26 protein-coding genes and 1 pseudogene are annotated in these 26,334 nt (G+C 64.6%); 16 read left to right on the top strand and 11 right to left on the bottom strand.

Going from position 1 to position 26,334, the window contains the following annotated elements; genetic code table 11:
• Position 1: 1 nt before the first annotated feature.
• The 7 genes from GGI48_RS30030 to GGI48_RS30000 all read left to right on the top strand — a co-directional run bounded on the left by GGI48_RS30030 (position 2) and on the right by GGI48_RS30000 (position 7,287).
• A complete protein-coding gene (locus tag GGI48_RS30030; RefSeq protein ID WP_179601603.1) occupies positions 2-1,000 on the top strand; it encodes a polysaccharide deacetylase family protein in 999 nt (332 codons plus the stop codon).
• Positions 997-2,304, top strand: a complete 1,308-nt coding sequence (locus GGI48_RS30025) for a lipopolysaccharide biosynthesis protein (protein WP_179601601.1) — start codon at positions 997-999, stop codon at positions 2,302-2,304. The genes GGI48_RS30030 and GGI48_RS30025 overlap by 4 nt, the downstream gene beginning before the upstream one ends.
• The gene (locus tag GGI48_RS30020) at positions 2,304-4,232 is read left to right on the top strand and encodes a hypothetical protein (RefSeq protein WP_179601599.1); all 1,929 of its coding nucleotides are present in this window, start codon (positions 2,304-2,306) and stop codon (positions 4,230-4,232) included. Before GGI48_RS30025 ends, GGI48_RS30020 begins: the two co-directional genes overlap by 1 nt.
• Positions 4,229-4,930, top strand: a complete 702-nt coding sequence (locus tag GGI48_RS30015) for a GNAT family N-acetyltransferase (RefSeq protein WP_179601597.1) — start codon at positions 4,229-4,231, stop codon at positions 4,928-4,930. Before GGI48_RS30020 ends, GGI48_RS30015 begins: the two co-directional genes overlap by 4 nt.
• Entirely contained in the window at positions 4,927-6,051 is a 1,125-nt protein-coding gene (locus GGI48_RS30010) for a GNAT family N-acetyltransferase (RefSeq protein ID WP_179601595.1), read from the top strand. Before GGI48_RS30015 ends, GGI48_RS30010 begins: the two co-directional genes overlap by 4 nt.
• Positions 6,048-6,827, top strand: coding sequence for a ChbG/HpnK family deacetylase (locus GGI48_RS30005; protein ID WP_047304505.1), 780 nt, complete (start codon positions 6,048-6,050; stop codon positions 6,825-6,827). The genes GGI48_RS30010 and GGI48_RS30005 overlap by 4 nt, the downstream gene beginning before the upstream one ends.
• A 196-nt stretch (positions 6,828-7,023) precedes the next feature.
• On the top strand, positions 7,024-7,287 hold the full coding sequence (locus GGI48_RS30000; RefSeq protein WP_047304506.1) for a DUF2790 domain-containing protein: 264 nt from the start codon (positions 7,024-7,026) through the stop codon (positions 7,285-7,287).
• Between the two features lie 57 nt (positions 7,288-7,344).
• Here the strand turns inward: GGI48_RS30000 and GGI48_RS29995 are convergent, their stop codons facing one another.
• The gene (locus GGI48_RS29995) at positions 7,345-7,611 is read right to left on the bottom strand and encodes a DUF1652 domain-containing protein (protein WP_047304507.1); all 267 of its coding nucleotides are present in this window, start codon (positions 7,609-7,611) and stop codon (positions 7,345-7,347) included.
• Between the two features lie 325 nt (positions 7,612-7,936).
• Between GGI48_RS29995 and GGI48_RS29990 the strand changes: the two genes are divergently transcribed.
• A complete protein-coding gene (locus tag GGI48_RS29990) occupies positions 7,937-8,242 on the top strand; it encodes an NIPSNAP family protein (RefSeq protein ID WP_179601593.1) in 306 nt (101 codons plus the stop codon).
• Between the two features lie 93 nt (positions 8,243-8,335).
• Here the strand turns inward: GGI48_RS29990 and ilvA are convergent.
• A pseudogene (ilvA, locus tag GGI48_RS29985) lies at positions 8,336-9,358 on the bottom strand (threonine ammonia-lyase, biosynthetic); the annotation flags it as partial.
• A 332-nt stretch (positions 9,359-9,690) separates the two neighbouring features.
• Between ilvA and GGI48_RS29980 the strand changes: the two are divergent.
• Positions 9,691-9,891: a ParD-like family protein gene (locus GGI48_RS29980; RefSeq protein WP_047304509.1), complete on the top strand. Its 201-nt coding sequence runs from the start codon at positions 9,691-9,693 to the stop codon at positions 9,889-9,891.
• The gene (gene map, locus GGI48_RS29975) at positions 9,888-10,652 is read left to right on the top strand and encodes a type I methionyl aminopeptidase (protein ID WP_016964547.1); all 765 of its coding nucleotides are present in this window, start codon (positions 9,888-9,890) and stop codon (positions 10,650-10,652) included. The genes GGI48_RS29980 and map overlap by 4 nt, the downstream gene beginning before the upstream one ends.
• Before the next feature lie 3 nt (positions 10,653-10,655).
• On the opposite strand, the gene GGI48_RS29970 is transcribed toward map, so the two are convergent.
• Together GGI48_RS29970 and GGI48_RS29965 are read right to left on the bottom strand one after the other, a co-directional pair.
• Positions 10,656-11,597 carry a magnesium transporter CorA family protein gene (locus tag GGI48_RS29970; protein ID WP_016964546.1) on the bottom strand — a complete coding sequence of 314 codons (942 nt, stop codon included), beginning with the start codon at positions 11,595-11,597 and terminating at the stop codon, positions 10,656-10,658.
• A 7-nt stretch (positions 11,598-11,604) separates the two neighbouring features.
• On the bottom strand, positions 11,605-13,191 hold the full coding sequence (locus GGI48_RS29965) for a RimK family protein (protein ID WP_016964545.1): 1,587 nt from the start codon (positions 13,189-13,191) through the stop codon (positions 11,605-11,607).
• A gap of 93 nt (positions 13,192-13,284) precedes the next feature.
• Between GGI48_RS29965 and GGI48_RS29960 the strand changes: the two genes are divergently transcribed.
• The gene (locus GGI48_RS29960; RefSeq protein ID WP_047304512.1) at positions 13,285-14,388 is read left to right on the top strand and encodes a GNAT family N-acetyltransferase/peptidase C39 family protein; all 1,104 of its coding nucleotides are present in this window, start codon (positions 13,285-13,287) and stop codon (positions 14,386-14,388) included.
• Between the two features lie 99 nt (positions 14,389-14,487).
• On the opposite strand, the gene GGI48_RS29955 is transcribed toward GGI48_RS29960, so the two are convergent.
• The 3 genes from GGI48_RS29955 to lpxO form a co-directional block, all read right to left on the bottom strand.
• Positions 14,488-15,639, bottom strand: a complete 1,152-nt coding sequence (locus GGI48_RS29955) for a PQQ-dependent sugar dehydrogenase (protein ID WP_179601591.1) — start codon at positions 15,637-15,639, stop codon at positions 14,488-14,490.
• Positions 15,640-15,713: 74 nt separating this feature from the next.
• A complete protein-coding gene (locus tag GGI48_RS29950) occupies positions 15,714-16,094 on the bottom strand; it encodes a hypothetical protein (protein WP_047304514.1) in 381 nt (126 codons plus the stop codon).
• A gap of 173 nt (positions 16,095-16,267) precedes the next feature.
• Positions 16,268-17,167 (bottom strand): lipid A hydroxylase LpxO, encoded by a 900-nt coding sequence (lpxO, locus tag GGI48_RS29945; RefSeq protein ID WP_016965370.1) that lies wholly within the window; start codon positions 17,165-17,167, stop codon positions 16,268-16,270.
• Between the two features lie 363 nt (positions 17,168-17,530).
• Between lpxO and GGI48_RS29940 the strand changes: the two genes are divergently transcribed.
• From GGI48_RS29940 to GGI48_RS29930, 3 genes are all read left to right on the top strand, one after another.
• A complete protein-coding gene (locus GGI48_RS29940) occupies positions 17,531-18,262 on the top strand; it encodes an alpha/beta fold hydrolase (protein ID WP_179601589.1) in 732 nt (243 codons plus the stop codon).
• A 249-nt stretch (positions 18,263-18,511) separates the two neighbouring features.
• Positions 18,512-20,098, top strand: a complete 1,587-nt coding sequence (locus GGI48_RS29935) for an ABC-F family ATPase (protein WP_016965368.1) — start codon at positions 18,512-18,514, stop codon at positions 20,096-20,098.
• A gap of 250 nt (positions 20,099-20,348) precedes the next feature.
• Entirely contained in the window at positions 20,349-21,536 is a 1,188-nt protein-coding gene (locus GGI48_RS29930) for an MFS transporter (protein ID WP_179601587.1), read from the top strand.
• A 1-nt stretch (position 21,537) separates the two neighbouring features.
• Here the strand turns inward: GGI48_RS29930 and GGI48_RS29925 are convergent, their stop codons facing one another.
• Complete coding sequence (locus tag GGI48_RS29925; RefSeq protein ID WP_179601584.1) at positions 21,538-22,575, bottom strand: alpha/beta hydrolase family protein; 1,038 nt, start codon at positions 22,573-22,575, stop codon at positions 21,538-21,540.
• A gap of 264 nt (positions 22,576-22,839) precedes the next feature.
• Entirely contained in the window at positions 22,840-23,451 is a 612-nt protein-coding gene (locus tag GGI48_RS29920) for an FMN-dependent NADH-azoreductase (RefSeq protein ID WP_179601582.1), read from the bottom strand.
• 131 nt (positions 23,452-23,582) lie between these two features.
• On the opposite strand from GGI48_RS29920, the gene GGI48_RS29915 reads away from it, so the two are divergent.
• Positions 23,583-24,491 carry a LysR substrate-binding domain-containing protein gene (locus tag GGI48_RS29915; protein WP_047304517.1) on the top strand — a complete coding sequence of 303 codons (909 nt, stop codon included), beginning with the start codon at positions 23,583-23,585 and terminating at the stop codon, positions 24,489-24,491.
• Positions 24,488-24,847, top strand: a complete 360-nt coding sequence (locus GGI48_RS29910) for an MmcQ/YjbR family DNA-binding protein (RefSeq protein ID WP_016968591.1) — start codon at positions 24,488-24,490, stop codon at positions 24,845-24,847. Before GGI48_RS29915 ends, GGI48_RS29910 begins: the two co-directional genes overlap by 4 nt.
• On the opposite strand, the gene GGI48_RS29905 is transcribed toward GGI48_RS29910, so the two are convergent.
• Positions 24,844-25,266, bottom strand: a complete 423-nt coding sequence (locus GGI48_RS29905) for a DUF1294 domain-containing protein (RefSeq protein ID WP_016968592.1) — start codon at positions 25,264-25,266, stop codon at positions 24,844-24,846. The genes GGI48_RS29910 and GGI48_RS29905 overlap by 4 nt on opposite strands.
• Positions 25,263-26,093: an undecaprenyl-diphosphate phosphatase gene (locus GGI48_RS29900; RefSeq protein WP_016968593.1), complete on the bottom strand. Its 831-nt coding sequence runs from the start codon at positions 26,091-26,093 to the stop codon at positions 25,263-25,265. Before GGI48_RS29900 ends, GGI48_RS29905 begins: the two co-directional genes overlap by 4 nt.
• Between the last annotated feature and the right edge of the window lie 241 nt (positions 26,094-26,334).

The following is a 26,334-nucleotide window of genomic DNA, read 5'->3' as shown; positions in this document are numbered from 1 at the left end:
CATGAACCTCAAGCAATCCCTCAAGCGCCTGCTCGGCAGCGCTTACCTGCACAGCCTGGCCCGGGTGCGCCTGAGCGACGCCGGCGTGGTGCTGATGCTGCACCGGGTGCTGGCCGACGGCAGCGCCGCCAGCCTGCCCCATCGCGCCCCGCTGTGCGTCGGCCAGCAGCACTTCGAGCAATTGCTGCGCTGGCTGCGGCGGCACTTCGACTGCGTGCCCCTGGAGCATCTGCTGGAATACCCCGGTGGCGCGCGGCCCAGGCTGGCCCTGACCTTCGACGACGGCTGGCGCGACAATGCCGAGCTCGCCTACCCGTTGCTGGAGCGCTACGAGATGCCGGCGAGCATCTTCCTGTCCACCGACTTCATCGGCAGCCGTCAGGGCTTCTGGTGGGAGTCCATCGGCGAAACCCTGTGGCGGCAGGCCGACAGCGCCGCGTCCCAACCGCTGCTGGCGCAGTTGCGGGCACTGGCCCTGACGCCGCCCGCGGCGCTTTTGCAAGCCGGCCCCGAGCACGCCCGCAGCCGGCTGCTGGGCGAGTACCTGCAACGCCTCAAGGGGCTGGCCCCGCAGAGCCTGCAGGCCCTGGCCGACAGCTGCCCGGACGACCACCCGCCGCATAGCCTGGACTGGGCGCAGGTCAAGCGCCTGGAGCGTTCGGGGCTGGTGCGCTTCGGTCCCCATGGCGCCAGCCACGGGATTCTCACCCGCCTGGACGGCCCGGCGCTGCGCGCCGACCTGCAACGCTCCCACGCCGCCCTGCAGCAGCATTGCCAGGCGCCGCTGGGGGTGTATTGCTACCCCAACGGCGATCACAATCCCGAGGTCCGCGCGGCGGTGGCCGAGCTGGGTTATCGCTACGCCCTGGGCACTCGTCCGGGGCTGATCGAGGCCGAGGGCAATCCGTGGCTGGCCCTGCCACGCATTGATGTCAGCCAGGCCAGCGCCGCCCGCCCGGGCTTGCTGGCCTGGCGCCTGCTGCAAGGGGCCCGGGCATGAAGCGCGGCGGCTACCTCTGGCACCTGATCCTGAGCATGGGCACGCGGCTGGCAATGATCGGCCTGCGCCTGTTGCGCAACGTGTTGCTGGCGCGCCTGCTGGGCCCGGCGGATCGCGGCCTGTTCGCCCTGCTCAGCACCCTGCCGGACCTGATCGCGGCCCTGACCAGCGGCGGCCTCAACACCGCCGTCGGTTATGAAGCCGCGCGCCAGCGGCCCATGGGCCTGCTGCTGACCCAGGTGCTGGTCTACGGCTGCCTGCTGGCCAGCCTGCTGACCCTGGCCGGACTGTGCCTGATGCAGACCCTGGGCAGCCACTGGGAACTGAGCCTGCAACTGGGGGACCTGGCCTGGCTGTTGCTGCTGGCGGTGCCGCTGAGCGTGCTCAAGAGCGGCCTGCTGACCCTGCACAACGCCGACGGCCGGGTCGAGGCCTTCAACGCCCTGCGCCTGCTGGAATCCCTGGTGCCGCTGCTGCTGTTCGTCGGCCTGTGGTGGATCTGGCGCGACCAGCCGCTGTCGGCGGCCCTGGTCAGCTGGCTGGGCGGCACCTTGCTGGTGGTGGTGGTCGGCGTGTTATGGCTGCGGCGCTGGCATGACCTGCGCCTGCGCTGGCAGACCGGGGAGCAAGGCAAGCTGCTGCGCTACAGCGCCCAGAGCCACCCCGGGGTGCTGTCGCAACAGTTGATGCTGCGCTCGGACTACCTGTTTATCGGTGCCCTGCTGGACCCCGCCGCCCTCGGCTGGTACGCCATGGCCAGCGCCGCCGCCGAACTGCTGCTGATCATTCCCGAGGCGGTGACCACGCCGCTGATGAAGCGCCTGCTGCAGCAAGGCCACGGCATCGAGCAGCTCACCGCCCTGGCTTTGCGCCTGACCGCCACGGTGATGCTCGGCGCCTGCCTGGGCATGGCGCTGATCGGCCAGTGGCTGATCGTCACCCTGTTCGGCGCCGCCTATGCCCCGGCCTACGGCGCCCTGCTGGCCCTGCTGCCGGGGCTGTTCGGCCTGTGCTACGCGAGCATCCTGCGCCTGGACCTGCTGGGCAAGCAGCGCCCCGGCAGCCTGTCGCTGCTGCTGGCCGGCGGCGCCCTGCTCAACCTGCTGCTCAACGCGCTGCTGATCCCGCCACTTGGCATCGTCGGCGCCGGCCTGGCCTCGTCCATCGCCTACCTGGCGGTGAGCCTGGTGATGCTCGGCCTGTACTGCCGGCTCAGTGGCGTGCCCTGGTACCGCACCCTGCTTCTGCTGCCCGGAGACATTGCCCACGTGCGCCAATGGTTGCGCCCTAAGGAAAAGACCTGATGAAACCCCGTTACCTGTTCGCCCTGATGCTGATCACGGCGACCCCTTCGCTGCGCGCGGCGCCCATGCAATGGGCCGATATCCGCGACGGCAGCCTGTACCTGCAGGTCGACACCCCCGACACCCTGCAACTGCGCTGGAGCCCGGCCTGGCAAAGCGATGCCAACCAGGAGCAGCTGTACCTGCTGCAACCCGATGGCCAGTTGCTGCAACAGCTGGACATTCGCGCCGATCAACCCTACGGCCAGCGCGAGGTCCAGCTGCCCGCCGCCCGGGGCGACTATCGGCTGCAGGTGCCGGGCTACAGCTTTCGCAACTTCAAGGTCAGCCACGACAGCTCGACCCTGGCCCAGTTCGAACCGGCCAAGGTGCATTTCAGCGCCGATGTGCCCAGCGGCGTCGAGCTGTACTTTCGCGTGGCCGCCGGCGAACAGGCACAACTGGCCGGCAAGTATTACGGCGGGGTCAGCGTGCTCCAGGCCACGCGCCTGAGCGACGGCGAGCAGCGGCGCCTGGCGTTGGTGGAGCATCCGCAGTACGGGCAGTTCGACCGGATTGCCCTGCCCGTGGCCGGGCAGGACGAAATCTGGCGCCTGTCCCTGGGCGGCTCGGGCAAGGCGGCGTTCTGGCTCGACGGCAGCGCCAACCTGTTCGCCCAGGACCTGCGCCAGTTGCACCCGCTGCAATGGACCCCGAGCCGGGTCGAACTGACCCTCAAGCCACAAGGGCGCGGGCCGAGCCCGCAATTGGGGATCGCCCTGCCCTATGCCGAACCGCCGCCATCGACCTTCGACCTGCTGCGGGCCCTGGGACCACGGGCGGCCAACTTCTACAGCTTCGTCGATGTGATCCGCCAGGAGCCCGGACGGGAGCTGAGCTTCCGCCGTCTGTACCGCGAGACGTTCAACATCGACCGTGACATCACCCTGCTGGCCGGCACCGGGCGCCGCGCGGTGCTGGAGGCGGACAGCAGCAGTTTCGCCGGGCTCGACGCCTGGCTGGCGGACAGCGTGCAGCTGGGTAACCAGGGCCTGCACTACCTGGCGTTCGCCGACGAACCCAACCTCAACTACCCCAGCTATGGGGTGTTCGCTGACTATTTCGCGCGGATGCTGGAACACACCAAGGCCAACCCCGAGGCCCGGGCCGCCGGGGTGCGCATCGCCATGCCGGTCAGCTCGCGACTGCTGGACGGCCCCTTTCGCGTCGGCGCCGGGCAGCGCCGGGGCATCGACTGGGCCCGCCAACTGCTGGCCGAGCACGCGGCCGACATCGACGCCCTGGCCTGGCACGAGTGGATGATCCGCGACCTGCTGGCCACCCGTCGCTATCGCGCCAGCGTGCGCGCCGCCGCGGATCTGGTGGGCCTGGACGAGCAAGGCCGGCCGCGCAAGGCGTTGCTGCTGAGCCAGACCAATATCTCCAGCGGCCCGGACCTGAGCCCCTACCAGCAGGACACCCACTACGCCGCCCTGTGGTGGACCTCGGTGGTGATCAACGCCTCCCAGGACGGCCTGCTGGACATGCTCAACTGGTTCCAGGCCGCCGACGAACCGGAATACCCCAAGGGCATGCTGGCCCAGCAGGATGCCCAGCGCTTCAGCCTCAAGCCGGTGGCCGTGGCCCAGCAGTTCATCCAGCAACACTGGCTGGGCGAGGTCCAGGCCCTGGACAACCCGGCTTTTGAAGTGGATGCCCTGGCCCTGCGGGACGGCCCGCGCCACAGCCTGCTGGGGGTGGCCAAGACTCCGCGGGAGCAGACCATCGATCTGGGGGGCGCGCCACGGCTCTGCGAGTCCGCCCCCAGCCTGCAACTGCTCGGGGCCGATGGCCGCGCCCGCGCCGGCCAGTTGCAGTGCAGCCAAGGCCGGGCCAGCTTCCAGCTGCCCGGTGAAACCCTGTTCGCCTTGACCTGGAACACCCTATGAGTCGCTTGACCGGCCTGTTGGCCAAAATCCGCCGCAAGGGCCTGCGGGGCACCCTGCGGGTAGTGCGTGAACGCTTCTTCTATTACCACTGGGAACTGCTGACCCTGGAACGCACCCTGGCCCTGCCGGTGCCCTGCCCCATCAGCCCCAGCCGCTGGCCCCAGGTGCCTATTACCCGGGACCTGCTGCCGGCCTTCGACAAGTACTTCAAGGCCCAGTTGCCAGCCATTCGCGGCCTGCTGGACAAGGGCAGTCGCGGCAGCGCGCACCTGGATGAAGACGGCAACGTGATGATGATGGTCTGGGTCAGCGAGCGCGATTACTACGACGATCAACTGTACCGCTGCTGGATGCGCCTGCCGCCGGGCTGCCTGTATCAGTTCGCCGGTGAATGCGCGCCGCCCTTTCGCGGCTCCGGGGTGGTGATCCTGGCGCAGAAGATGCTCTGGGACGAGTACCGCGAACGGGGCTTCAAGGCCACCCGGGCCCTGGTCAATGTGCGCAACGAGCCGGCGCTGAAGATGCACATGCGCCTGGGCTTTCAGGAAGTCGGCGAATCCCTGCACGTGCACTGCCTGTTGCGCTGCCTGCACTGGCACCGCCGCCGGCCCTACCACCAGCCCCGTCTGCAGCACTTGCGCCGCGGTCGTCTGGCCCAATCCCCGGCCGCCACCGGCCATGACAAGGAGCGCTCGTGAAGCTGCGTTGGCAATGGTGCGCCAGCCTTGGCGCGCAAGACTTCCCCGCCGGGGCCTATGAACAACTGCGCCAGCAGGTCGAGGGGGCAACGCCGTTCAATCGCCTGAGCTGGCTGCGGGGCGCGGAACAGGCCCTGCAACAGCAGCAGTTGCAGATTCTCCTGGGCTGGCAGGGCGAACAGTTGCTGCTGTGCCTGCCGCTGATTCGCGGCCGCGAATCCCGGGCCGGACTGACGCTGCAGGTGGTGCGCCACCTGGGTCATCCCCTGAGCGACCGACTGGCGCTGCTGGTGGCCGAGGCCGGCCAGCACGCCATGGGCGAGGCGCTCGGGCACATCCGCCGCCGCCTGCCCCACGACCTGCTGCAACTGCATGAGCTGGTGGACGCCGAGCGCCTGCTGGCGCCCTGGCGCCGGGCCAGCAGCTACAGCCAGCTGGCCCTGAGCTGTCGCGTGCCGGAGCACCTGATCGTCGCCGCCGACCGCGACGAACCCAGCGGCAGCCTGCGCTATGAATTGCGCCGGGGCCGCAAGCGCTGTGGGGAAATCGACGCCCGGGTGGTTCGCCTGAACCCCGGGGCCGACGACATCGATCAACTGCTGCAGCGCCTGCGCGAGGTGGAGCAAGCCAGCTGGAAAGGCGCCGACGGCCTGGGGATCTTCTCCGGGCCTCAGCGACAGCAATGGATGGGCACCGCGTTGCGCGGGCTGGCCGCCGAGGGCGGTGTGCGGGTGGTGATGCTGGAGCACCAGGGACGCTGCATCAGCTATCGCCTGGGCCTGCTGGAGCGCGGACGCCTGTATGACTACAACATCGCCTTCCTCGCCGACTACGCCAATCTGGGCAGCGGCCGGCTGCTGCTGGACGAGTGGATTCGCTGGGGGCTGGAGGATGGCTGGCAGTGGGTGGACGCCTCGCGGGTCAGCCTCAGTCGTTCCAGCCATCAACTGCACGAACGCATGAGCGGCGTGGTCCTGCAGCAGCGCTGGAGCTTTTATTCCTGGCGCCCCCGGGGCCTGTTGCTGGGGCTCGTCGAACGCCTCTGGCTGCTGCTCAAACCGCGCCTCAAGGCCTGGCGCGAACGCCGCCAGGCCGGCAAAGCACAAGGAACCTGTCCATGAAACAGACCCTCAGGGTGACCCGCGCGAACCGGGTCATCGTCAACGCCGACGATTTCGGCCTCGACCCGGATTACAACCAATTGACCCTGCGCGCCTTCCAGCGCGGGGTGATCAGCTCGGCGACCCTGATGGCCAACATGCCGGCCTTCGAGGATGCCTGTCGCCTGAGCCATGAGCACGGGTTGCTGGGGCGCATCGGCCTGCATTTCAACCTGACCTACGGCGCGCCCCTGAGCCAGGGCATTGCCCGCCAGCCGCTGTTCTGCAACGCCCAGGGGCAATTCGAGCTGGGCCTGTCGCGCTCGGCCCTGCGCCTGCCGAAAGCGGCGGCCGAGGCGGTGTGGCAGGAGCTTCAGGCGCAGTGGCAACGCTGTGTCGACCAGGGCCTGCGGCCCAGCCATATCGATTCGCACCAGCATGTGCACAACCTGTGGCCGGTGGCGCCGATCGTCGCTCGCTTCGCCGCCCGCCAGGGGGTGCCTGTGCGCCTGGCGCGCAATGTCGGCGGCAATATCGGACCGCTCAAGCGGCTGTTCAAAAGCGCCTTGAACCGGCGCATCGCCTGGCTGGCGGGAGGCGCGGTGCGTTGGGTGTGCACGCCCAGGGACCTGCAGCAGGGCTTTCGCCCGGCCGGCGTGGTGGAAGTGGTGGCGCATCCGACCCGGTTGGCCGATGGCGATTTCGGCGACGACTACCTGCCACCCGGGCAATCCCTGGAGCAGTTGCTGAACCACGCCCTGCCCCAGCATCGACGGATCGCCTACAGCGAACTGTGAAGGCGGGCCGGCGAGCGCGGGCGGTATATAGGACAGGAACGAAATATTTCAAAATCTATCAAGAGACTCTTAATGATAGATTAATCCTAAATAAGCACTCTGTTTCGGAGCGCACTGGCCCGCAACGCTTTTAGGGCTTCGTGCAGCGGGTTCGGTCCCCAGACCGAACCGTCATTGTCTGTAATGGAGAACCAGTATGAACACACGCAAGCGCTTTGCCCTGGCCGCCCTGGCCCTGTGCGGATTCACCGGTCTGGCCCAGGCCTCGGATGTCAATGTGGAGGTGGTGCCTTATCAGTACGGCATGCGCCTGGACGTCGCCAAGGTCATCTCCATGACCGAGCCGCCGACCAGCCGCTGCGAGGTGGTGACCGCCAACATGCGCTACATCAACAAGGCTGGAGAACTGGCGGAAATCTCCTACCAGAAGCACGCCCACGCCTGCATGTACGAAAACTGACACGGCGTGCCGCAGGCACAGGGGCCCGCGCGGCTGAGCGTTGCCGGGTGAGCGCGCTCAATGGGCCCTGCGCTTGAGGCCTGACACCCCGCCCGGGGCATTGGCCAGGTCGTAGCGCAATTCGGCGATCAGTTCGTTGATTTCCCGGCAGCCATTGAGCTGGGCAGCGTCAATGCCGCTGACCACCAGTTCGACCCGGTCGGTTTCATGGTCGCCATAGACCTTGACCGTCATCGACAGGTCCGGGCTCAGGGTGCATTGGCAGCGTTTGGGCAGAAAGCTGCTCTCAATGATGTTGCGCAGTTCCAGGGCAGATAAAAACATGCTGACGCTCTCCTTTTATTCAACACGACCAATCAATGGGCAGATCCCTGCTGGCCGCGACGTCCGTGTTCGCTAGTGATCCTGGCTTGGATCGGTTTTGTCCTGACAGACCCAGCCAGGTTACAGAGTAAGCCGCTTTGGCGAGCTTGCTTAATTCGATTTCGCTCTCAGTACCCAGGGTTTTGACGTAAGCCGGCAATGGCTGGCGGTTGCGCTGCTGGTTTGCCGCCCCGCAGAATGCCCGGGTCTTGGTCCACAGCGTGGCCCGCTCGAAGAGTCGCACCTGATACAACGCTGATCCTTGCCCTCGCCCGGAGTTCCCTCCTTGATTACCTGCCATGTCAAATACGTGATCGATCCCTACCAACTGGCCGAGTTCGAAGCCTATTCCAAAGCCTGGATCGCCGTGGTCAAGCGTCTGGGCGGCACCCACCATGGCTATTTCCTGCCTTCCGAAGGGGCCAGCAACATTGCCTATTGCCTGTTCAGCTTCCCGTCCCTGGCCGATTACGAAGCCTATCGCCAGCGCGCTCTGAGCGATCCGGACAGCGTGGCCCTGGTGGCGTCGGTGATGGAGAAGAAGTTCATCCTCAGTTACGAACGCAGCTTCCTGCGCCCACTGCTGTCCTAGGAACCGGCCGGGCGGCGCTGCGCTTAGCCGGCGAAGAGGCCTGGAAGGCGGAGGGCTTGGCTGGCAAGCCCGCTGCTAGGCCGAAAGGCTGCTCAAGGCGGCGCGCTCGGCGACGTGGCGCAAGCTGTCGAAATTGATGTTGGCGCCGGAGTCGATGGCCACCAGGGTCTGGCCACTGATGCCGCTTCGGGCCACGTACTGCTTGATCCCGGCCACCGCCAGGGCGCCGGAAGGCTCGGTGATCGAGCGGGTGTCGTCGTAGATGTCCTTGATCGCGGCGCACAACTGATCGTTGCTGACGCTGATCACCTGATCCACGTGATGCCGGCAGATCTGAAAACCATGCTCGCCGATCTGCGCCACCGCGACACCGTCGGCAAAGGTTCCCACTTTGGGCAACACCACCCGCTCCCCCGCCGCCAACGCCTGCTGCAGGCAGTTGGAATGTTCCGACTCAACCCCGACGATGCGGATCTGCGGCCGCAGGTATTTGACGTAGGCGGCGATTCCGGCGATCAATCCGCCACCGCCCACCGGGACGAAGATCGCGTCCAGCGGCCCCGGCTGCTGGCGCAGGATCTCCATGGCCACGGTGCCCTGCCCGGCAATCACCTGGGGATCGTCAAAGGGCGAGACGAAGGTGCTGCCGGTGCGCTCGGCCAGGCTCAGGGCGTGGGCCAGGGCAAAGGGAAAGCTCTCGCCATGCAAAATCGCCTCGGCGTCGCGGCTGCGCACCCCCAGCACCTTGAGTTCCGGGGTGCTGGCAGGCATCACGATGCTCGCCTTGATCCCCAGTTCCCGCGCGGCCAGGGCCACGCCCTGGGCATGATTGCCGGCGGACGCGGTGATCACCCCCCGCCGCTTCTGCTCCGAGGTGAGTTGCGCCAGGCGGTTGTAGGCACCACGGATCTTGAAGGAAAAGGTCGGCTGCAGGTCCTCGCGCTTGAGCAGGACCTGATTGCCCAGCCGCTGCGACAAGGCGGGCGCCGCCTGCAACGGCGTGCAGATCGCCAGGTCGTAGACCGGCGCGGCGAGGATCATCTTCACGTAGCGTTCCAGCAAGGCCATGTCGGCGCTGGGCAAAGGGGTGCTGGCAAGACGGCTGGGGTGATTCATGAAGGTGCTCCTGGCTGTGTTCGGAGCCCGGGAGACAGAGAGAAAAAACCCGCCTCCAGGGCGGGTTGGGTGCAGTCGTCAGCAAGCCCGCCAATCGGTAATGGCGGTAATAATGCTTGGCTGGGAACGATCGGCAGAAAAAGTCATGGACCGGAAACTAACCGCGCCAGCCCCTGGCGGTCAACGCTTTTCTCCCAGGCTCACACAAAGCAACCCCGCTCCCCACCTGCTACCCGCTTGCCGCTTGCCGCTTGCCGCTTGCCGCTTGCCGCTTGCCGCTGATTATACGAAACATATACGATTCGTATATTTGCTCAAGGGAGCCCCCAGACATGGGCATCGTCAAGATCTCCGATGAACTGCACCAACAGATCCGCGTGGCCAGCGCCGCCATGGATCGCTCGATCAACGCCCAGGCCGAGTTCTGGATCAAGATCGGCCTGCTGGCCGAGCTCAACCCGCACCTGGCCTACAACGACCTGATCAACAAGTTGCTGCTCAACAAGACCGATCTGCTCAGGGGGCAAGCATGACCCAGGCCCTGATCAAGACCCCGGAACAACTGGCGCTGATGCGCGAATCCGGGCGGCTGCTGGCCGAGGTATTCACCTTTCTCGACGGTTTTGTCGCCTCGGGCCTGTCGACCCTGGAGCTGGACAGCGCGGTGGAACACTTCATCCGCCACCAGCTCAAGGCGCGCCCGGCGAGCAAGGGCCAGTACAACTACCCCTATTGCATCAACACCTCGATCAACGAGGTGGTGTGCCACGGCATGCCCCACGCCAAGGCCGTGCTCAAGGACGGCGACATCGTCAACATCGACATCACCCTGGAAAAGCACGGCTACATCGCCGACGCCAGCAAGATGTATCTGATCGGCGAGGTCGGCCCCAAGGCCCGGCGCCTGGTGGACACCACCTTCGAGGCCATGTGGGCGGCGATCAAGGTGGTGCGCCCCGGCGCTCGACTCGGCGATATCGGCCATGCCATCCAGGCCCACGCCGAGGCCAAGGGCTACAGCGTGGTGCGTGAATACTGCGGCCACGGTATCGGCCGGCAGATGCACGAGGAACCGCAGATCCTGCACTTCGGTCGCCCCGGCACCGGCCTGGAACTGCGAGAAGGCATGGTCTTCACCATCGAGCCGATGCTCAACCAGGGCAGCGCCCGGGTCCGCGGGCTCAAGGACGGCTGGACCGTGGTGACCCGCGACAACGGCCTCTCGGCCCAGTGGGAACACACGGTGGCGGTGACCCGCGACGGCTTTGAGGTGCTGACCCTGCAGCCGCAGTAAGACTCAGCAGGCCTTCTCGCTGTGCCCGCTGAGCCGCCGCAGCCCCAGGGACATGCCGGCCGCCGCCAGCAGCATGGCCAGCAGCAACAGCGAATAGGCGATCCACCACGGCGTGCCGGCGGTCATCATGCTGAATTCGGACATGCCGCCGATGCTGGCAATCAGGTTCAGCGGCAGGAACACCACGTTGATCAGGGTCAGCTTGCGCAACAGCTTGTTGGTGCTGTTGTTCATCAGGTTGCCCCGGGCGTCCATCAGCCCGGCAAACACCGTCGAGTAGATTTCCGCCTGCTTGTAACACTGGTTGTTCTCGATGATCAGGTCGTCGATCAGGCCAACCGCCTGCGGGCCGAAGCACTCCTTTTGCGCATGGTTGCGCAGCCGGGTCAGCAGCGCGCCATTGCTGTGCAGGGCGTTGAGGTAATAGATCAGGCTCTCGCTGAGGTTGAACATCTGCATCAGGTGGCGGTTTTCCATAGAGCTGTTGAACTTGTCCTGCAGCTCGCGGGCCACCAGCTTGATCACCTTGAGGTGCCCCAGGTAGTGATGGATGTTGTTGAGCAGCAGGTCCAGCAACACATCCAGCGGGGTATGCAGATTGTGCCGCGCGCCCAGCCCCTGCAACGGCGTGTGGTCGGGAGCGATCACCAGCAGCCGGTCCGGGGAAAACAGCAGGCCGCAGGACGACACCTCGAAGGACAGGCTGCCGCCGCCGGAATAGTTTTCCGGACGCTTCCAGATCAGGAACAGGTAATCGGGGTGGAATTCGATGCGCGACACCTCGTCCGGGTCCAGCGCCGAGGCCAGGGCGTGCTCGTCGAGCTTGAAGGCGCTGTGCAACAGGTCGCGCTCCGCCAGGTCCGGGTTGCTGAACAGCATGACCTGGGCGTCCAGCTCAGGCACTGCTTGCAGGCTGCCGTGGGCCAGCCGATAGCTGTGGATCATCGGCGCCTCACCAGGCCTGGCCGCGACGCTTGAGTTCCAGGCGCCGGACGAACTCCTCCAGCACCAGGGAATACAGGTCGTCCTGCAGGTAGGCGTCCTCGATGCCGGCATCGAGGTTGGGGTTGTCGTTGACCTCGATCACCACCACCTTGTCCCCGGACTGCTTGAGGTCGACCCCGTACAGCCCGTCGCCGATCAGGTTGGCGGTCTTCACCGCCAGTTCCACCACCGCCCGCGGCGCTTCGTGGACCGCCAGGGTGCGGCACTCGCCGTTGATGTCCTGGCCCTTGGCCTTGTGGTTGTAGATCTGCCAATGGCCCTTGGACATGAAGTACTGGCAGGCAAAGATCGGCTTGCGATTGAGCACGCCGATGCGCCAGTCGTACTCGGTGTAGAAGAATTCCTGGGCCAGTAGCAGCACCGAGTGCTCGAACAGTTCGGCGGTGGCCGCAAGCAGCGCCTGCTGGCTCTCGACCTTGATCACGCCTCGCGAGAAACAGCCGTCGGGGATCTTCAGCACCAGGGGAAAGCCCAGGCGTTCGCCGACCCGCTCGAAGTCTTCCGGTCGCTCCTTGTAGAGGATCTCGGTGGCAGGCATGCCCAGTTGATGGCCCTTGAGCAGATCGGTGAGATAGACCTTGTTGGTGCAGCGCAGGATCGAGGTCGGGTCGTCCATCACCACCAGCCCTTCGCTCTCGGCCTTCTTGGCAAAGCGGTAGGTGTGGTTGTCGACGCTGGTGGTTTCGCGGATCAGCAACGCGTCGTATTCGGCCAGCCGCGAGTAGTCCTTCTTCTCGATCAGTTCCACGTCGATGCCCAGGCCCTTGCCGACCCGGATAAAACTCTCCAGCGCCCGGGCATTGGAAGGCGGTAGTGCTTCATGGGGATCGTGGAGTATCGCCAGGTCATAACGGGCCAGTTGCCGGGATCGCGGCACCCGCCAGACTTTGCGGCTGAAACTGTCCAGCGAGTTGGCAAACTGATCTTCCTGATCATCGCGCAACTTGTGCAAGGCACCGGACTTCACGCCTTCGATATGCCAACTGTCAGTTCTCTTGAAATCAACTAACAGAATCGGACAGGGAAACAGTTCAAACAACTGGCGGGCCAACTCCTGCAATGGCTCGATATGCGTCCGGCCAAAGTAAAGAGTCAAGGTAAAACCTTCGGTATCACTGTAAAGATGATTGCTCAGGGCTTTTTCCAGGGTCTTGTCCAGGTCGTCCAGAGCCAGCCCGTAAAGGGCCTTGCGGGTCAGTTCGCTGATCGTGCGCACCGAGGGAATCACCCGGTGGCCGCGGGCCTCGGCCAACAACGAGCAGTAATAACCGTGCCCCAGGTACTTGTAGCTGCGGCACAGGTTGATCACCTGAACGCGTTTTCCCGGCACGCTTTCGCGGCTCTGTTCGAGGTATTCCTGGGCCGTGAGAATGTCTTCGCTGGGAAAGTAGGACGCCCAGTCTTCCTTGCGTTCGACAATGATGATGACTTGACTTGAAGTTCGGCCCAGTGGGGAAAAATAACTTGCCGAAGTGATTGTCGCCGGCAAACTTTGCTCGGATACTTCTCGCCAATGACCTTGTACCGCTGACATAAAGTTCGCTCTCGCTGAAGAACCTGACCCTTTCTATTAAGCACGAACTTTTTTTGAAGTCTCGTTTCGTTACGCAACTTTTACGGCGGTTATATGGATCTTGTCTTTCGCACTGCAACCCCCGACGATCTGCCGGCGCTGGTGGCCCTGGAACAGCAATGTTTCACCAGCGACCGGCTGACCCCGCGCAGCTTCTTGTGGATGATCAACCGCGCCCACGGCCAACTGCTGGTGGCCGAGCATCAGGCACGCTTGCTCGGCTATGCCCTGGTGCTGTTTCATCGCGGCACCTCGCTGGCGCGCCTGTACTCCATCGCCATTGCCGAGGACGCCCGCGGGCTGGGCCTGGGCAAACGCCTGCTGCAACGGATCGAGGCCTGCGCCCTGGCCCATGACTGCGCCTATCTGCGCCTGGAGGTACGCACCGACAATCCGGCGGCGCTGGCCTTGTACGAACGCCATGGCTACCGGCGCTTTGCCCGGATCCATGACTATTACGAAGACCACGCCGATGCCCTGCGCCTGGAAAAGCGCATCCTTCAGCACCGCGAAACCCGCTCCATCCGCGTGCCTTACTACCAGCAGACCACCGACTTCACCTGTGGCCCGGCCTGCCTGCTGATGGCCATGGCCGCCCTGCAACCCTCGCGCTCGCTGGAGCGGCGCGAGGAACTGCAGATCTGGCGCGAAGCCACCACAGTATTCATGACTTCCGGCCACGGGGGCTGCAGCCCCCAGGGCCTGGCGCTGGCGGCCTGGCGCCGCGGCTTTGCCGTGCGCCTGCAGGTCAACAGCGCCGGGCCGCTGTTTCTCAATGGCGTGCGTGACGAGCATAAAAAGGACGTCATGCGCCTGGTCCACGACGAGTTCTGCAAGGAGCTGGACGCCAGTGAGGTGCAGCAGGTGCTGGGCGGACCGCTGGACCTGCCCAGGCGCCTCAGTGAAGGCGGCCAGCCCCTGGTCCTGATCAGCAGCTACCGCCTGACCCGTTCCAAGGCCCCCCACTGGGTGATAGTCACCGACTGCGACGACGACTTCGTCTACCTGCACGATCCGGATGTGGACCACAGCCAGCACCGCCAGCCCATGGACTGCCAGCACTTGCCGGTGAGCCACGGCGAGTTCGATAAGATGTGCAGTTTTGGCAGCAGCAAGCTGCGCGCCGCGGTCATCCTCTCCTCGCGCCCCCAGGCGTAGGAGCCGGCTGGCCGGCGAAGCGATCCTTGAGCCTGGTGCTGTGCTCGCCGACGCTTTCGCTGGCAAGCCAGCTCCTACGGCTGTGGGTGTTGGGGCGGGTTATTCCAGGCCAACCTTGTACAGGCCGCCCTGATCCTCGTCGGTGAGCAGGTACAGATAACCGTCCGGCCCCTGGCGCACGTCGCGAATGCGCACCTTGAGGTCCCCCAGCAGACGCTCTTCTTGGGTGACACGGTCGCCGTCGAATTGCAGACGAATCAGCTCGCGGTCGGCCAGGGCGCCAATGAACAGGTTGTGCTGCCAGGGCTTGAAGCGCTCGGCGTCGTAGAAGGCCATGCCGCTGATGCCGGGAGATTTCTCCCAGACGTGATGCGGGGCCAGGGTACCCGGGACCGTCTGGCCCGTGGCCTCGGGAATCGGCTGGCCGGAATAGTCGACCCCGTGGGTCGCCAGGGGCCAGCCGTAGTTCTTGCCCCGCTCGATCAGGTTGATCTCGTCGCCGCCCTTGGGCCCGTGCTCGTTCTCCCACAGGGTGCCGCTCCAGGGGTTGAGCGCCGCGCCCTGGGGGTTGCGGTGGCCAAAACTCCAGATCTCCGGCCGCACCCCGGCCCGGCCGACAAAGGGGTTGTCGTCCGGCACCCGGCCATCGGCATACAGGCGCACGATCTTGCCCTGAAGCTTGTCCAGGTCTTGGGCGGTGGCGCGGTTGTTGTTCTCCCCCAGGGTGATGAACAGGTAGCCGTCGCGGTCGAACACCAGCCGAGAACCGAAGTGATTGCCGGTGGACAGCTTCGGCTCCTGGCGGAAGATCACCTGGAAATCCTTGAGCCCGCTCAGGTCATCGCTCAAGCGGCCGCGACCCACCGCGGTGCCGGCAGTCCCGCCCTCGCCACCGCCCTCGGCATAGGACAGGTACACCAGGCGGTCCTGCTGGAAGTCCGGCGACAGCGCCACGTCGAGCAAGCCACCCTGGCCATTGGCCCAAACCTTGGGCACCCCGCTCAAGGGAGCCGAAAGCTTGCCGTCCGGGCTCACCAGGCGCAGGTTGCCGGGACGCTCAGTGACCAGCATGCCCTGGCGATCCGGCAGGAATGCCAGGGCCCAGGGATGCTGCAAGCCTTGCACCACCGGGGTCAGGCTGAGACGGCCCTGCTCACTGGCAAAGGACTGGGCACTGGCCGCCGAAGCGGGCAAGGCACTGCCCAGCAGAACGCTGGCGCACAAGGTGGCCAATAGGGTTTTACGCAACATGCTCGCTTCCTTCTATGGCTCAAGAGAATCCCTGGCGACCCGCGCGGCGGCGGCCGCCCATCCAGCAAGGCACCTCAGCGCCGGTTGCTGTTGTCGCTATCGTTGTTTCGGGGACTTTGCACCCGCGGATCGGGGTTTGGCCGCTGCACCCCGCCACGGGGATAGCCATTGCCGATACCGCCATTTTCCAGGCTGGGCGGCCGGCCAATGGGCGCGGTGCTGGGGCCGCGCACCGGCGGACTGGCGCTCCGGGTGCCCTGCATGCTGTTGGGATTGGCCCGACGAATGGGGTTGCTGTAGGGGTCGTTGTTGCCGCTGTTGGGCAGGTTTTGCGCCAGCTGCATGGCACCTGGCAGCGGATTGAAAGGAGGCGTTTCAGGGCTGGCGGCCCAGGCGGCGCCACTGGCCCAGGCCAGCGTGATCAATGCGGCAAGGCCGCGAGCCAGACGGTTCATGACAAGCCTCCTGAGGAGCGACAAGGTATCGAATACGATTCCACGCTACGCCCAGGGTTCGGCTTTGTTAATTAAATAATCCGGTAGAACCTGTAACACCCGGTGTCCGCGGCCAGCCCCTGCGCAGGCCCGCCTCCAGATGCAGGAGCAGGCCAAGAGGCGGGCTGGGCCGGTCAGATATAGATGAACAGCAGCAGCAAGGCGGCGAAGATCGCCCACTTTTCCAGGTAGTAGCGGGTGCGGTTGCGCTTCTTCAGTTCCTTGCCCCGCAGGCGGATCTTGTACAGCTTGTTGAAGGCGCGGTTGAGGCCACCGGTCTTGTCCCCGGCGTCGTTGGGCGAGCCGGCGGCGGACATCACGGTGCGGCTGAACCAGCGGTTGAACGCTGCCGCCCAGCGATACTGCATCGGCCGCTCGACGTCGCAGAACAGAATGATGCGGTTCTGCTCGGTGGTGTTTTCCGCGTAGTGGATGTACGTCTCGTCGAACATCACCGCTTCGCCGTCGCGCCAGTGGTAGCGCTCGCCGTCGACTTCGATGAAGCAGCCTTCGTTGTTCGGCGTGGACAGCCCCAGGTGATAGCGGTAGGACCCGGCATACGGGTCGCGGTGGCGAACCAGGCGCGAACCGGGCGGCAGCTCGGCGAACATCGCCGCCTTGATCGAGCCGATGCTCTGCACCAGTTCAGTGGTGCGCGGGCACAGTTTCATCGCCGAAGGGTGGCTGTCGCCGTACCACTTGAGGTAGAAACGCTTCCAGCCGGTCTTGAAGAACGAGTTGAAACCCACGTCGTTGTACTGGTCCGAGCGCTTGATCTCCCCGGCCTGCAGCAACTGCTGACCTTCGGCGCGGATCTCTTCCCAGTGCTCCTGCAGCTTGTTCATCTCGGGGAAGTCGGCCGGGTCCAGGTAGGGCCGGTTGGGAAACTTGGAGAACAGATAGAGGAAGCAGTTGATGGGCGCCAGGAAGGTCGAGTGATCGCTGAGTTGGCGTCCCAGTTTATGGCGCACGCGCCCCCGCAGGTGTACGTACGCAATGGATAAAACGTATACAGCGGCAATGATGAGTTTCACGGAAATCGTCACACGTCAGAAGAGAACATGCTGCGCCCCTGAAAGCCCGGAGGGCCAAAGGCAAATGGCAGCGTCTGAGTTGAAAAAAACATGATCGGCGAAGGCTTGCATCGCCGATCCGGCCCTCGGCATCTGGCCGTCGGCTGGCATTTTAGCCACAGTTTGTAACCAAGGGTTAACTCAAATTTGTGAAAAGCTGCGTGACTTCTGGAGAAAATTGCCGGTATCGGGTGAGGTTTTGATTCAGCTCAACAAAACCCTCTGCAGCCCTCTGGCCTGCCTCTATGGGCTGTGTCGAACGAGTGGCTGCGCTATGCTGCGCGCCGCCCACTTCCCTTCCACCCCGCAAGGACAGCGCCACTGATGGCCACCCCTCTTTCGCCGACCCTGGTGCTGCTGCCGGGGATGGACGGCACCGGCACCCTGTTCGAACCGCTGCGCCAGGCCCTGGACCCCAGCCTGCCCGTGCAAGTGCTGGATTACCCCGCCGATCAGGTGCTGGGCTACTCCGCCCTGGTGGAACGCGTATGGCAACAACTGCCGACGGACCGCCCGTTCGTGTTGCTGGGCGAGTCGTTTTCCGGCCCGGTGGCCGTGAGCCTTGCCGCCCGGCGTCCGGCGGGCCTGCTGGGGCTGGTGCTGTGCTGCAGTTTCGTGCGCAACCCACGGCCGGCGCTGGCGCCCCTGGCGCCGCTGCTCAGACTCATGCCCGTGCAGCGCTTGCCCTTCTGGCCGATGGACGCCCTGCTGCTCGGCGGTTTTTCCACGCCATCGCTGCGCCAGGCCTTGGCGACCGCCATTGCCCAGGTGGCGCCGTCCGTATTGCAGGCCCGGCTGCAGGAGGTGATCGCGGTGGACGCGAGCCGGGCCCTGAGCGAAACCTCAGTGCCGCTGCTGTACCTGCGGGCCTCCCGCGATCGGCTGGTGCCGGCCTCGGCGGCGGCCCTGGTCCGCCAGTTGCGCCCGGATGCGCGCCTGGTGGACATCCACGGGCCGCACTGCCTGCTGCAGGCCGCGCCGCAAGAAGCTGGCGCACCGTTGCAAGCCTTTATCCAAGCGCTGATTCCTGCCCACAACGCAGCCGGTGACCACTGAACATCGCGCCCACAGGGTAAATTCCCTACCCGAGCGTCATACAACTGCTCGTTTACATATGCGACAATGCGCACAAATTCCAACACGCACCCCGCACTTTTTGCTCAGCAACCCGGCCCTGGCGCCGGAATGTTGCGCTCGACGTACGCCCGCTGGCTCAGCTCCACACTCAGACCGGCCCGACCTGGAAGGCTCCAGATCGCGCTTTGTGGATTCAAGGTCGGCGCTAAATCATTGGTAGGTAAGTAATTGATCTCCACAGCTAACATCACCATGCAGTTCGGCGCCAAGCCACTGTTCGAGAACGTTTCGGTCAAGTTCAACGGTGGCAACCGTTACGGTCTGATCGGCGCCAACGGTTGCGGCAAGTCGACCTTCATGAAAATCCTCGGTGGCGACCTCGAGCCGTCCGGCGGCCAGGTCATGCTGGAGCCCAACGTGCGCCTGGGTAAACTGCGCCAGGACCAGTTCGCCTACGAAGAATTCACCGTGATCGACACCGTGATCATGGGTCACGAGGAGCTGTGGAAGGTCAAGGCCGAGCGCGACCGCATCTACTCGCTGCCGGAAATGACCGAAGAAGACGGCATGGCCGTGGCCGAGCTGGAAACCGAATTCGCCGAGATGGACGGCTACACCGCCGAATCCCGCGCCGGTGAATTACTGCTGGGCCTGGGCATTCCCCTGGAACAGCATTTCGGCCCGATGACCGAAGTCGCGCCAGGCTGGAAACTGCGGGTGCTGCTGGCCCAGGCGCTGTTCTCCGATCCGGAAGTGCTGCTGCTGGACGAACCGACCAACCACCTGGACATCAACACCATCCGCTGGCTGGAAAACATTCTCACGGCGCGTAACAGCACCATGATCATCATTTCCCACGACCGGCACTTCCTGAACAGTGTCTGCACCCACATGGCCGACCTGGACTACGGCGAGCTGCGCCTGTTCCCGGGCAACTACGACGAGTACATGATCGCCGCGACCCAGTCCCGCGAGCAGCTGCTGTCGGACAACGCCAAGAAGAAAGCCCAGATCGCCGAACTGCAGACCTTCGTCAGCCGCTTCTCGGCCAACGCCTCGAAAGCCAAGCAGGCCACGTCCCGGGCCAAGCAGATCGACAAGATCCAGCTGGCCGAAGTCAAGCCGTCGAGCCGGGTCAGCCCGTTCATCCGCTTCGAACAGACCAAGAAGCTGCACCGCCAGGCAGTGACCCTGGAGCGCATGTCCAAGGGTTTCGATGGCAAGACCCTGTTCCAGAACTTCAGCTTCACCGTCGAAGCCGGCGAGCGCGTGGCGATCATCGGTCCCAACGGTATCGGCAAGACCACCCTGCTGCGCACCCTGGTGGGCGAGCTGACCCCGGACGCCGGTTCGGTGAAATGGACTGAAAGCGCGGAAATCGGCTACTACGCCCAGGACCACGCCCACGACTTCGAAGACGACGTCAGCCTGTTCGACTGGATGGGCCAGTGGACCCAGGGCGAGCAGATGATCCGTGGCACCCTGGGCCGCATGCTGTTCTCCAACGACGAGATCCTCAAGTCGGTGAAGGTGATTTCCGGTGGTGAGCAAGGCCGCATGCTGTTCGGCAAGCTGATCCTGCAAAAGCCCAACGTGCTGGTGATGGACGAACCGACCAACCACTTGGACATGGAATCCATCGAGGCCTTGAACCTGGCCCTGGAGAACTACCCGGGCACCCTGATCTTCGTCAGCCACGACCGTGAGTTCGTTTCGTCCCTGGCCACTCGCATCATCGAGCTGAGCCCAAGCGGGGTGACCGACTTCAGCGGCACCTACGACGACTACCTGCGCAGCCAGGGCGTCATGTTCTAAAGGCAGCGGCAAGCGGTAAGCGGCAAGAAGAAAGCCCCGTCCGGTGTGACGGGGCTTTTTCGTATGCCCCCCTCTCGTAGGAGCCGGCTTGCCGGCGAAAAGGCCCTTGAGTCGGCATTGCCCCAGAGAACGCCTTCGCTGGCAAGCCAGCGCCTACGGTGCGGAGGGGAAAGATCGTTAGCCTGCTTCCTTTTATAATCGCGCCACGCGATGATGCGGATCTCTAACCGCCGCACGCGAACGAGCCTTCATGCCAGAGCCACAAAGCCCCGCTCAAAGCTCCATGGCGATCACCCTGCAGATCGTCTCGATCGTCATCTATACCTTTATCGCCTTCCTCTGCATCGGCCTGCCGATTGCCGTATTGCCCGGGTATGTGCACGAACAATTGGGTTTTAGTGCGGTGGTTGCTGGCTTGACCATTGGCTCGCAATACCTGGCCACCCTGCTCAGTCGGCCCATGGCCGGGCGCATGTCGGACACCGTGGGCACCAAGCGCTCGATCATTTACGGCTTGCTGGGGATTCTGCTCAGTGGCCTGCTGACCCTGGGTTCGGTGCTGCTGCAAGACTGGCCGCTGGCGAGCCTGAGCGTGCTGCTGGGGGGACGCCTGCTGCTGGGCGTGGCCCAGGGCCTGATCGGGGTCGGCACCATCAGTTGGTGCATGGGCCAGGTGGGCGCGGAGCACACCGCGCGCTCGATTTCCTGGAACGGCATCGCGTCCTATGGCGCTATCGCCATGGGCGCGCCGCTGGGGGTGGCGATGGTGCAGCAGTACGGCTTCGCCAGCCTGGGGATCGCCCTGTCGCTGTTGGCGGTACTGGCGCTGCTGTTGATCCGCAACAAACCCTCGGTGCCAGTGATTCGCGGCGAGCGCCTGGCGTTCTGGGCGGTGTTCGGACGCATCGCCCCGTTCGGCGCCAGCCTGTGCCTGGCTTCCATCGGCTACGGCACCCTGACCACCTTTATCACCCTGTTCTACCTCAGTCGCGGCTGGACCGGCGCGGCCTATTGCCTGACGGTGTTCGGGGTGTGCTTTATCTGTGCGCGCCTGCTGTTCATTTCCAGCATCAGCCGCGTTGGCGGCTTTGTCGCGGCCATTGCCTGCATGTGCATCGAGACTATTGGGCTGGTCCTGCTCTGGCTGGCGCCGTCCACCGCCTGGGCACTGATCGGCGCCGGACTTGCCGGCTGCGGTCTGTCGCTGGTGTACCCGGCCCTGGGGGTGGAAGCCATCAAGCAGGTGCCCAACAGCAGCCGCGGCGCCGGCCTGAGCGCCTATGCGGTGTTCTTCGATCTGGCCCTGGCCATCGCTGGCCCCTTGATGGGCGCCGTGGCGCTGAACCTGGGGTATGGGTGGATCTTCTGCTGCGCCGCCCTGCTCTCGATCAGCGGTCTTGGCCTGACCCTGCTGCTCAAGCGCCGGGCCGGCGCCTGAATCACTGGTCGGCGGTCTGCATCCCGGCCCGGCTTGGGCGCCCCAGGGTATGGGCGAAGAACTTGCCGGCCTCGGCAATCAGGTTGCGATGGATATCCTCGCGGTCGACACCGTCGGCATCGGTGCACAGGGCCGGCATGGCCGCCAACTGTTCGGCGGTGCACGGCGCCATGAACACGAAGTGCCCGGCGCCGGCCAGCAGTTTGAAGTCCGGCGCCACCGGCAGCTTGCGGGCCAGGGCCGCGGCGTTCTTGTCCAGGGCCACCAGCTGGTCACCATCGCCGCTGTAGAGCAGCACGGGCACATGCACCCCGGCCAGGGTATGGCGGCCGAACTTCAGGCTCAGGGGCGCCATCAGCATCAGCGCATGCACCCGCGGATCGGCCACTGGCTGCAGGTCGTCGCGGTCGACGATCAGCTCGCCCCGGGTGTTGCAGGCATCACGGTCATCGGGACGCTCCTGGCAATAGCGCCGCAGGCGATCCAGGTCGGGGGTGGCGCCGGACAGGATCAAAGCCGTCTCGCCGCCGGCGGAATAGCCAATCACCCCGACCTGCTCGGCATTGACGAAGGGCGACAGCATCGGATCGCCCAGGGTCGCGGTAATGGCTTCGGAAATCTGGATCGGCCGGCCATACAGATTGCTCAAGGTGCCCAGGCGGCTGTGGTCCTTGGAGTTGTCGCCGGGATGAATCACCGCCACCACCACGAATCCCTTGCGCGCCAGGGAGGTGGCCAGGTCGTGCAGGGCCAGGGGCGTACCGGTATTGCCGTGGGACAGCATCAGCATCGGAAAGCGGCCAATGGCGATCTTGGCGTCCCGCGAGGCGGCGATCTTGTAGCCTTCGAGCACACTGGCGTGCTCGATGCCGGTGGACGGATAAAAGGCGATGGCGCGCATCGGCTGCAGGTCCAGGGGATCGAGAAAGCTCATCTCATGAAAGCCCACGCTCCAGTGCGGATGGGGCCCAGGGGCGGCCTGCACCGAAATCAGGCTGCTGAGCAGGCAGATCAGTAACATTGCACTAAGACGTTTCATGACACGCCCACCTTTGCCGCTGGATCGAGAAAGCCCTTTGCTCCTGCCATCCCTTGCCGCCAAGGCCTTGAAGCGAGATCGGCCCGACACCCGGTATGCACAGCGAGGAAACACCTCTGCGCTGATCACCAAACCTGCATAACCTGGGCCAGAAAGACTGAAAACCAGCAATAAAAAAACTCCGCATCCTGATCACTTTGAACAGTGATCAGAATACAGAGTCTAGTGCTGCCTGCCGTGCAGGAAAGCGTCTTTACACAAGTCTTACGCGGCGGCGAAGAGTTGCTCGCTGATCTGCGCCTGGGCATCGCTCAGGGCTTTGTTGCGCACTTCTTCACCGTAGGCCAGGCCGTGGGCACGGACGAACTCGATGTCGGTGATGCCGAGGAAGCCGAACAGCAGCTTGAGGTAATCCTCGTGGGCGACCCCAGTGGCCTGACCCGCATGCAGGCCGCCGGCGGTGGAAACCACTATCACTTTCTTGCCACCGCACAGGCCTTGCGGGCCGGCTTCGGTGTAGCGGAAAGTCTGGCCGGCTACGGCAATGCGGTCGATCCAGGCCTTGAGCTGGGTCGGAATGGTGAAGTTGTACATCGGCGCGGCAATCACCACGGCATCGGCGGCCTGGAACTCGGCCAGGGCCTGGGCGCTGAGCTGGGCTTCGTGCTGCTGCGCGGCATCGCGCAGTTCGGCGGCGGTGCCGGCGGCCACCAAAGTGGCGGCGGAGAAATGGCTGATGGCATCCGCGGCCAGGTCGCGGTAGGTCACGGTCAGGTCAGGCAGGGCGGCTTTCCAGGCCTGGACCACGCTGTGGCTCAGCTGGCGGGAGGCCGAGTTGTCACCAAGGATGCTGGAATCGATATGCAAGAGTTTCATCTGGGATCTCCAAGTGAGGACCGCCACTGGGCGATCGGATGTGCGCAATCCTACAGATGAATTCAATGGCTGATTAGCCAGTACAAATGCGATAGTTCGTCCCATCAGCAGGACAATCGAGCCCTCCTCTCATGCAAGACCTCAACGATCTGTATTACTTCGCCAAGGTGGTGGAAGCCGGTGGCTTCGCCGCTGCCGGGCGTTTGCTGGGCATTCCCAAGTCGCGGCTGTCGCGGCGCATCGCCGAACTGGAAGAGCGGCTCAAGGCCCGGCTGCTGCAACGCACCACCCGCCAGCTCAAGCTCACCGCCGTGGGCGAGCGTTACTTGCGCCATTGCCAGGCGATGCTGCTGGAAGCGGAAATGGCCGACGAAGCCGTGGCCAGCATGGCCAGCGAACCCCGGGGACGCCTGCGGGTGTCGAGTCCGGTGGGGCTGGCCCATGAGTTGCTGACACCGCTGGTCAGCAGCTACCTGCAGAAATACCCCCAGGTGCAGCTGGAGATGCTCTTGCTCAACCGCCGCGTCGACCTGGTGACCGAAGGCATCGACGTGGCCCTGCGGGTGCGTGAACACGGCGATGAAGACCCGCTGCTGGTGACCCGCCGCCTGCGTCCGGCGCAAACCGTAATCGTCGCCACTCCCGACTTCCTCAAGGAGCACCCGGTGCAGCATCCGCAAGACCTGCGGCAGGTGCCCATTCTTGGCGCCCTGGAGGCCGATCGGCTGGTGCACCTGCGTCTACTGGACCAGCAGGGCAATGCCTGCGACCTGGCCCTGGAAGCGCGCCTGGGCATCGATGACTTCATCATGCGCCGCGCCTGTGCCCTCGCCGGCCTGGGCTGCACCGTCCTGCCGATGATGTATTGCGAGGCCGAACTGGCCAGCGGCCAACTGGTGCAGATGCTGCCGCAATGGTCATTGCCCGGCGGCTGGCTGCAAGCGGTGTATCCTCACCGCCGCGGTGTGTTGCCGGCCGTGCGGGCCTGGATCGAGCACCTGAGCCAATCCTTCGAAGGCTGTGGAGAACGACTGCTGTGAAAGATGCAATCCTCACTGAACAACAAGTGGCGCAATTCTGCCTGGACCTGCCCGGAGCGCGGGAGGACTACAAATGGGGCGGTGTGCGGGTGTTTTCAATTGCCGGCAGCAAGATGTTCGCCCTGCAGAACCTGCGGGGCAGCTCCCTGGCGTTCAAGGTCGACCAGGAGCTGTTTCTCGGTCATGTCGACCGTCCGGGCATTGCCCCGGCGCCCTATCTGGCGCGGGCGCACTGGATCATCATGCAAACGCCCTACCCGCTGGGTGCCGAGGAACTCCGGGCACTGCTGCAACGCTCCCATCAACTGGTGGTGGGCAAGTTGCCCAAGCGGGCGCAGGTCGGGTTGCTGCTCTAGAACAGGCTCAGCAGGCTGTTTTCCAGGAACAGCCGGTCAATCCAGTAGACCTGATGCACGGCCACGATCAGCCAGAACAAGGTCTGATAGGACAGCTTGCGGGTCTTGTGCCGCAGCAGTTGCTGGGCCAGCAAGGCCCCGGGCCAGCCGCCGGCCAGCTCCAGGGCGTGCAGCACATTCTCCGGCGTGCGCTGCCCCTCTGCCCTGGCCCGGCGCTTGTCGTGCCAATACAGCAGGAAGGTCAACAGGCTGACGGCGCCATAGGCGACCAGGGGGATGATCGAAATTGCTCGCCACCACAGGGACAACGAGCCGAACAATGGCAATGCGCACAGCAGGACAAATACCAGCAACTTGAGCTTCAGGTGGTGGATACGCGCGCCACTGCCGACGCGCGCTTCGCTACGGCCCGTCGTCACGATTTGGCCGCCGTCCAGTCGACCCAGCCGAACTGCCAGGTCGCCAGAATCAACAGGCCGAAGGCGATGCGGTACCAGGCGAACGCCGCGTAGCTGTGGCTGGCAATGAACTTCAGCAGGCCCTTGACCGCGATCATGGCGAAGATGAAGGCGGTGACGAAGCCGATGGCGAACACCGGAACATCATCGGGCTGGAACAGGTGCCGGTACTTGTAGCCCGAATACACCGCAGCCCCGACCATGGTGGGCATGGCCAGGAAGAACGAAAACTCGGTGGCGGTCTTGCGCGACAGGCCGAACAGCAGCCCGCCGATGATGGTCGAGCCGGAGCGCGAAGTCCCCGGGATCATTGCCAGGCACTGGGCACAACCGACTTTCAGTGCGTCCTTCCAGGTGATCTCGTCCACGCTTTCGGCGTGCACCCGATGCTCGCGCCGCTCGGCCCAGAGCATGATGACCCCGCCGATCACCAGGGCCGTGGCCACAGTGATGGGGTTGAACAGGTAGGCATGGATCAGGTCGGCGAAGATCACCCCCAGCACCACCGCCGGGAGGAAGGCGATCAGCAGGTTGACCGTGAAGCGCTGGGCCTTGGGCTGGCTCGGCAGGCCGATCACCACCTCGAGGATCTTGCGTCGAAACTCCCAGACCACGGCCAGGATCGCTCCCAGCTGAATGATGATGTTGAAGGCCATCGCCCGCTCGCCACCGAAGTCGAGCAGGTCAGCGACAATAATCTGGTGTCCGGTACTGCTGATGGGCAAGAACTCGGTCAAGCCTTCGACAATCCCGAGTATCAATGCCTGTGCGGCGCTCCAAAAATCCATCAATCCCCCAATAAGGCGATGCTCCAGGCATGCCTCTTTTTTAAGTAGTCGACTCAGTCACTGCGCTTGGCGCGGGTGAAATTTCCCCGGCCGCCAGTTCAACACAAGCCCATGAAAATTCTGTGAAAAAGGCAGAAAGGTTCAGGTTTTGCGCGAAAGCGCCGAAATCCTAGCAGACAGGCGCAAAATACACCGCGATGTTATTGGACTTCCGTAGGGTAGGCGCTCGAAGGCCGGCGTG

It is taken from the genome of Pseudomonas protegens (assembly GCF_013407925.2).
Taxonomy (GTDB): Bacteria; Pseudomonadota; Gammaproteobacteria; order Pseudomonadales; family Pseudomonadaceae; genus Aquipseudomonas; species Aquipseudomonas fluorescens_AP.
This window is presented reverse-complemented; position numbering and strand designations above follow the sequence as displayed.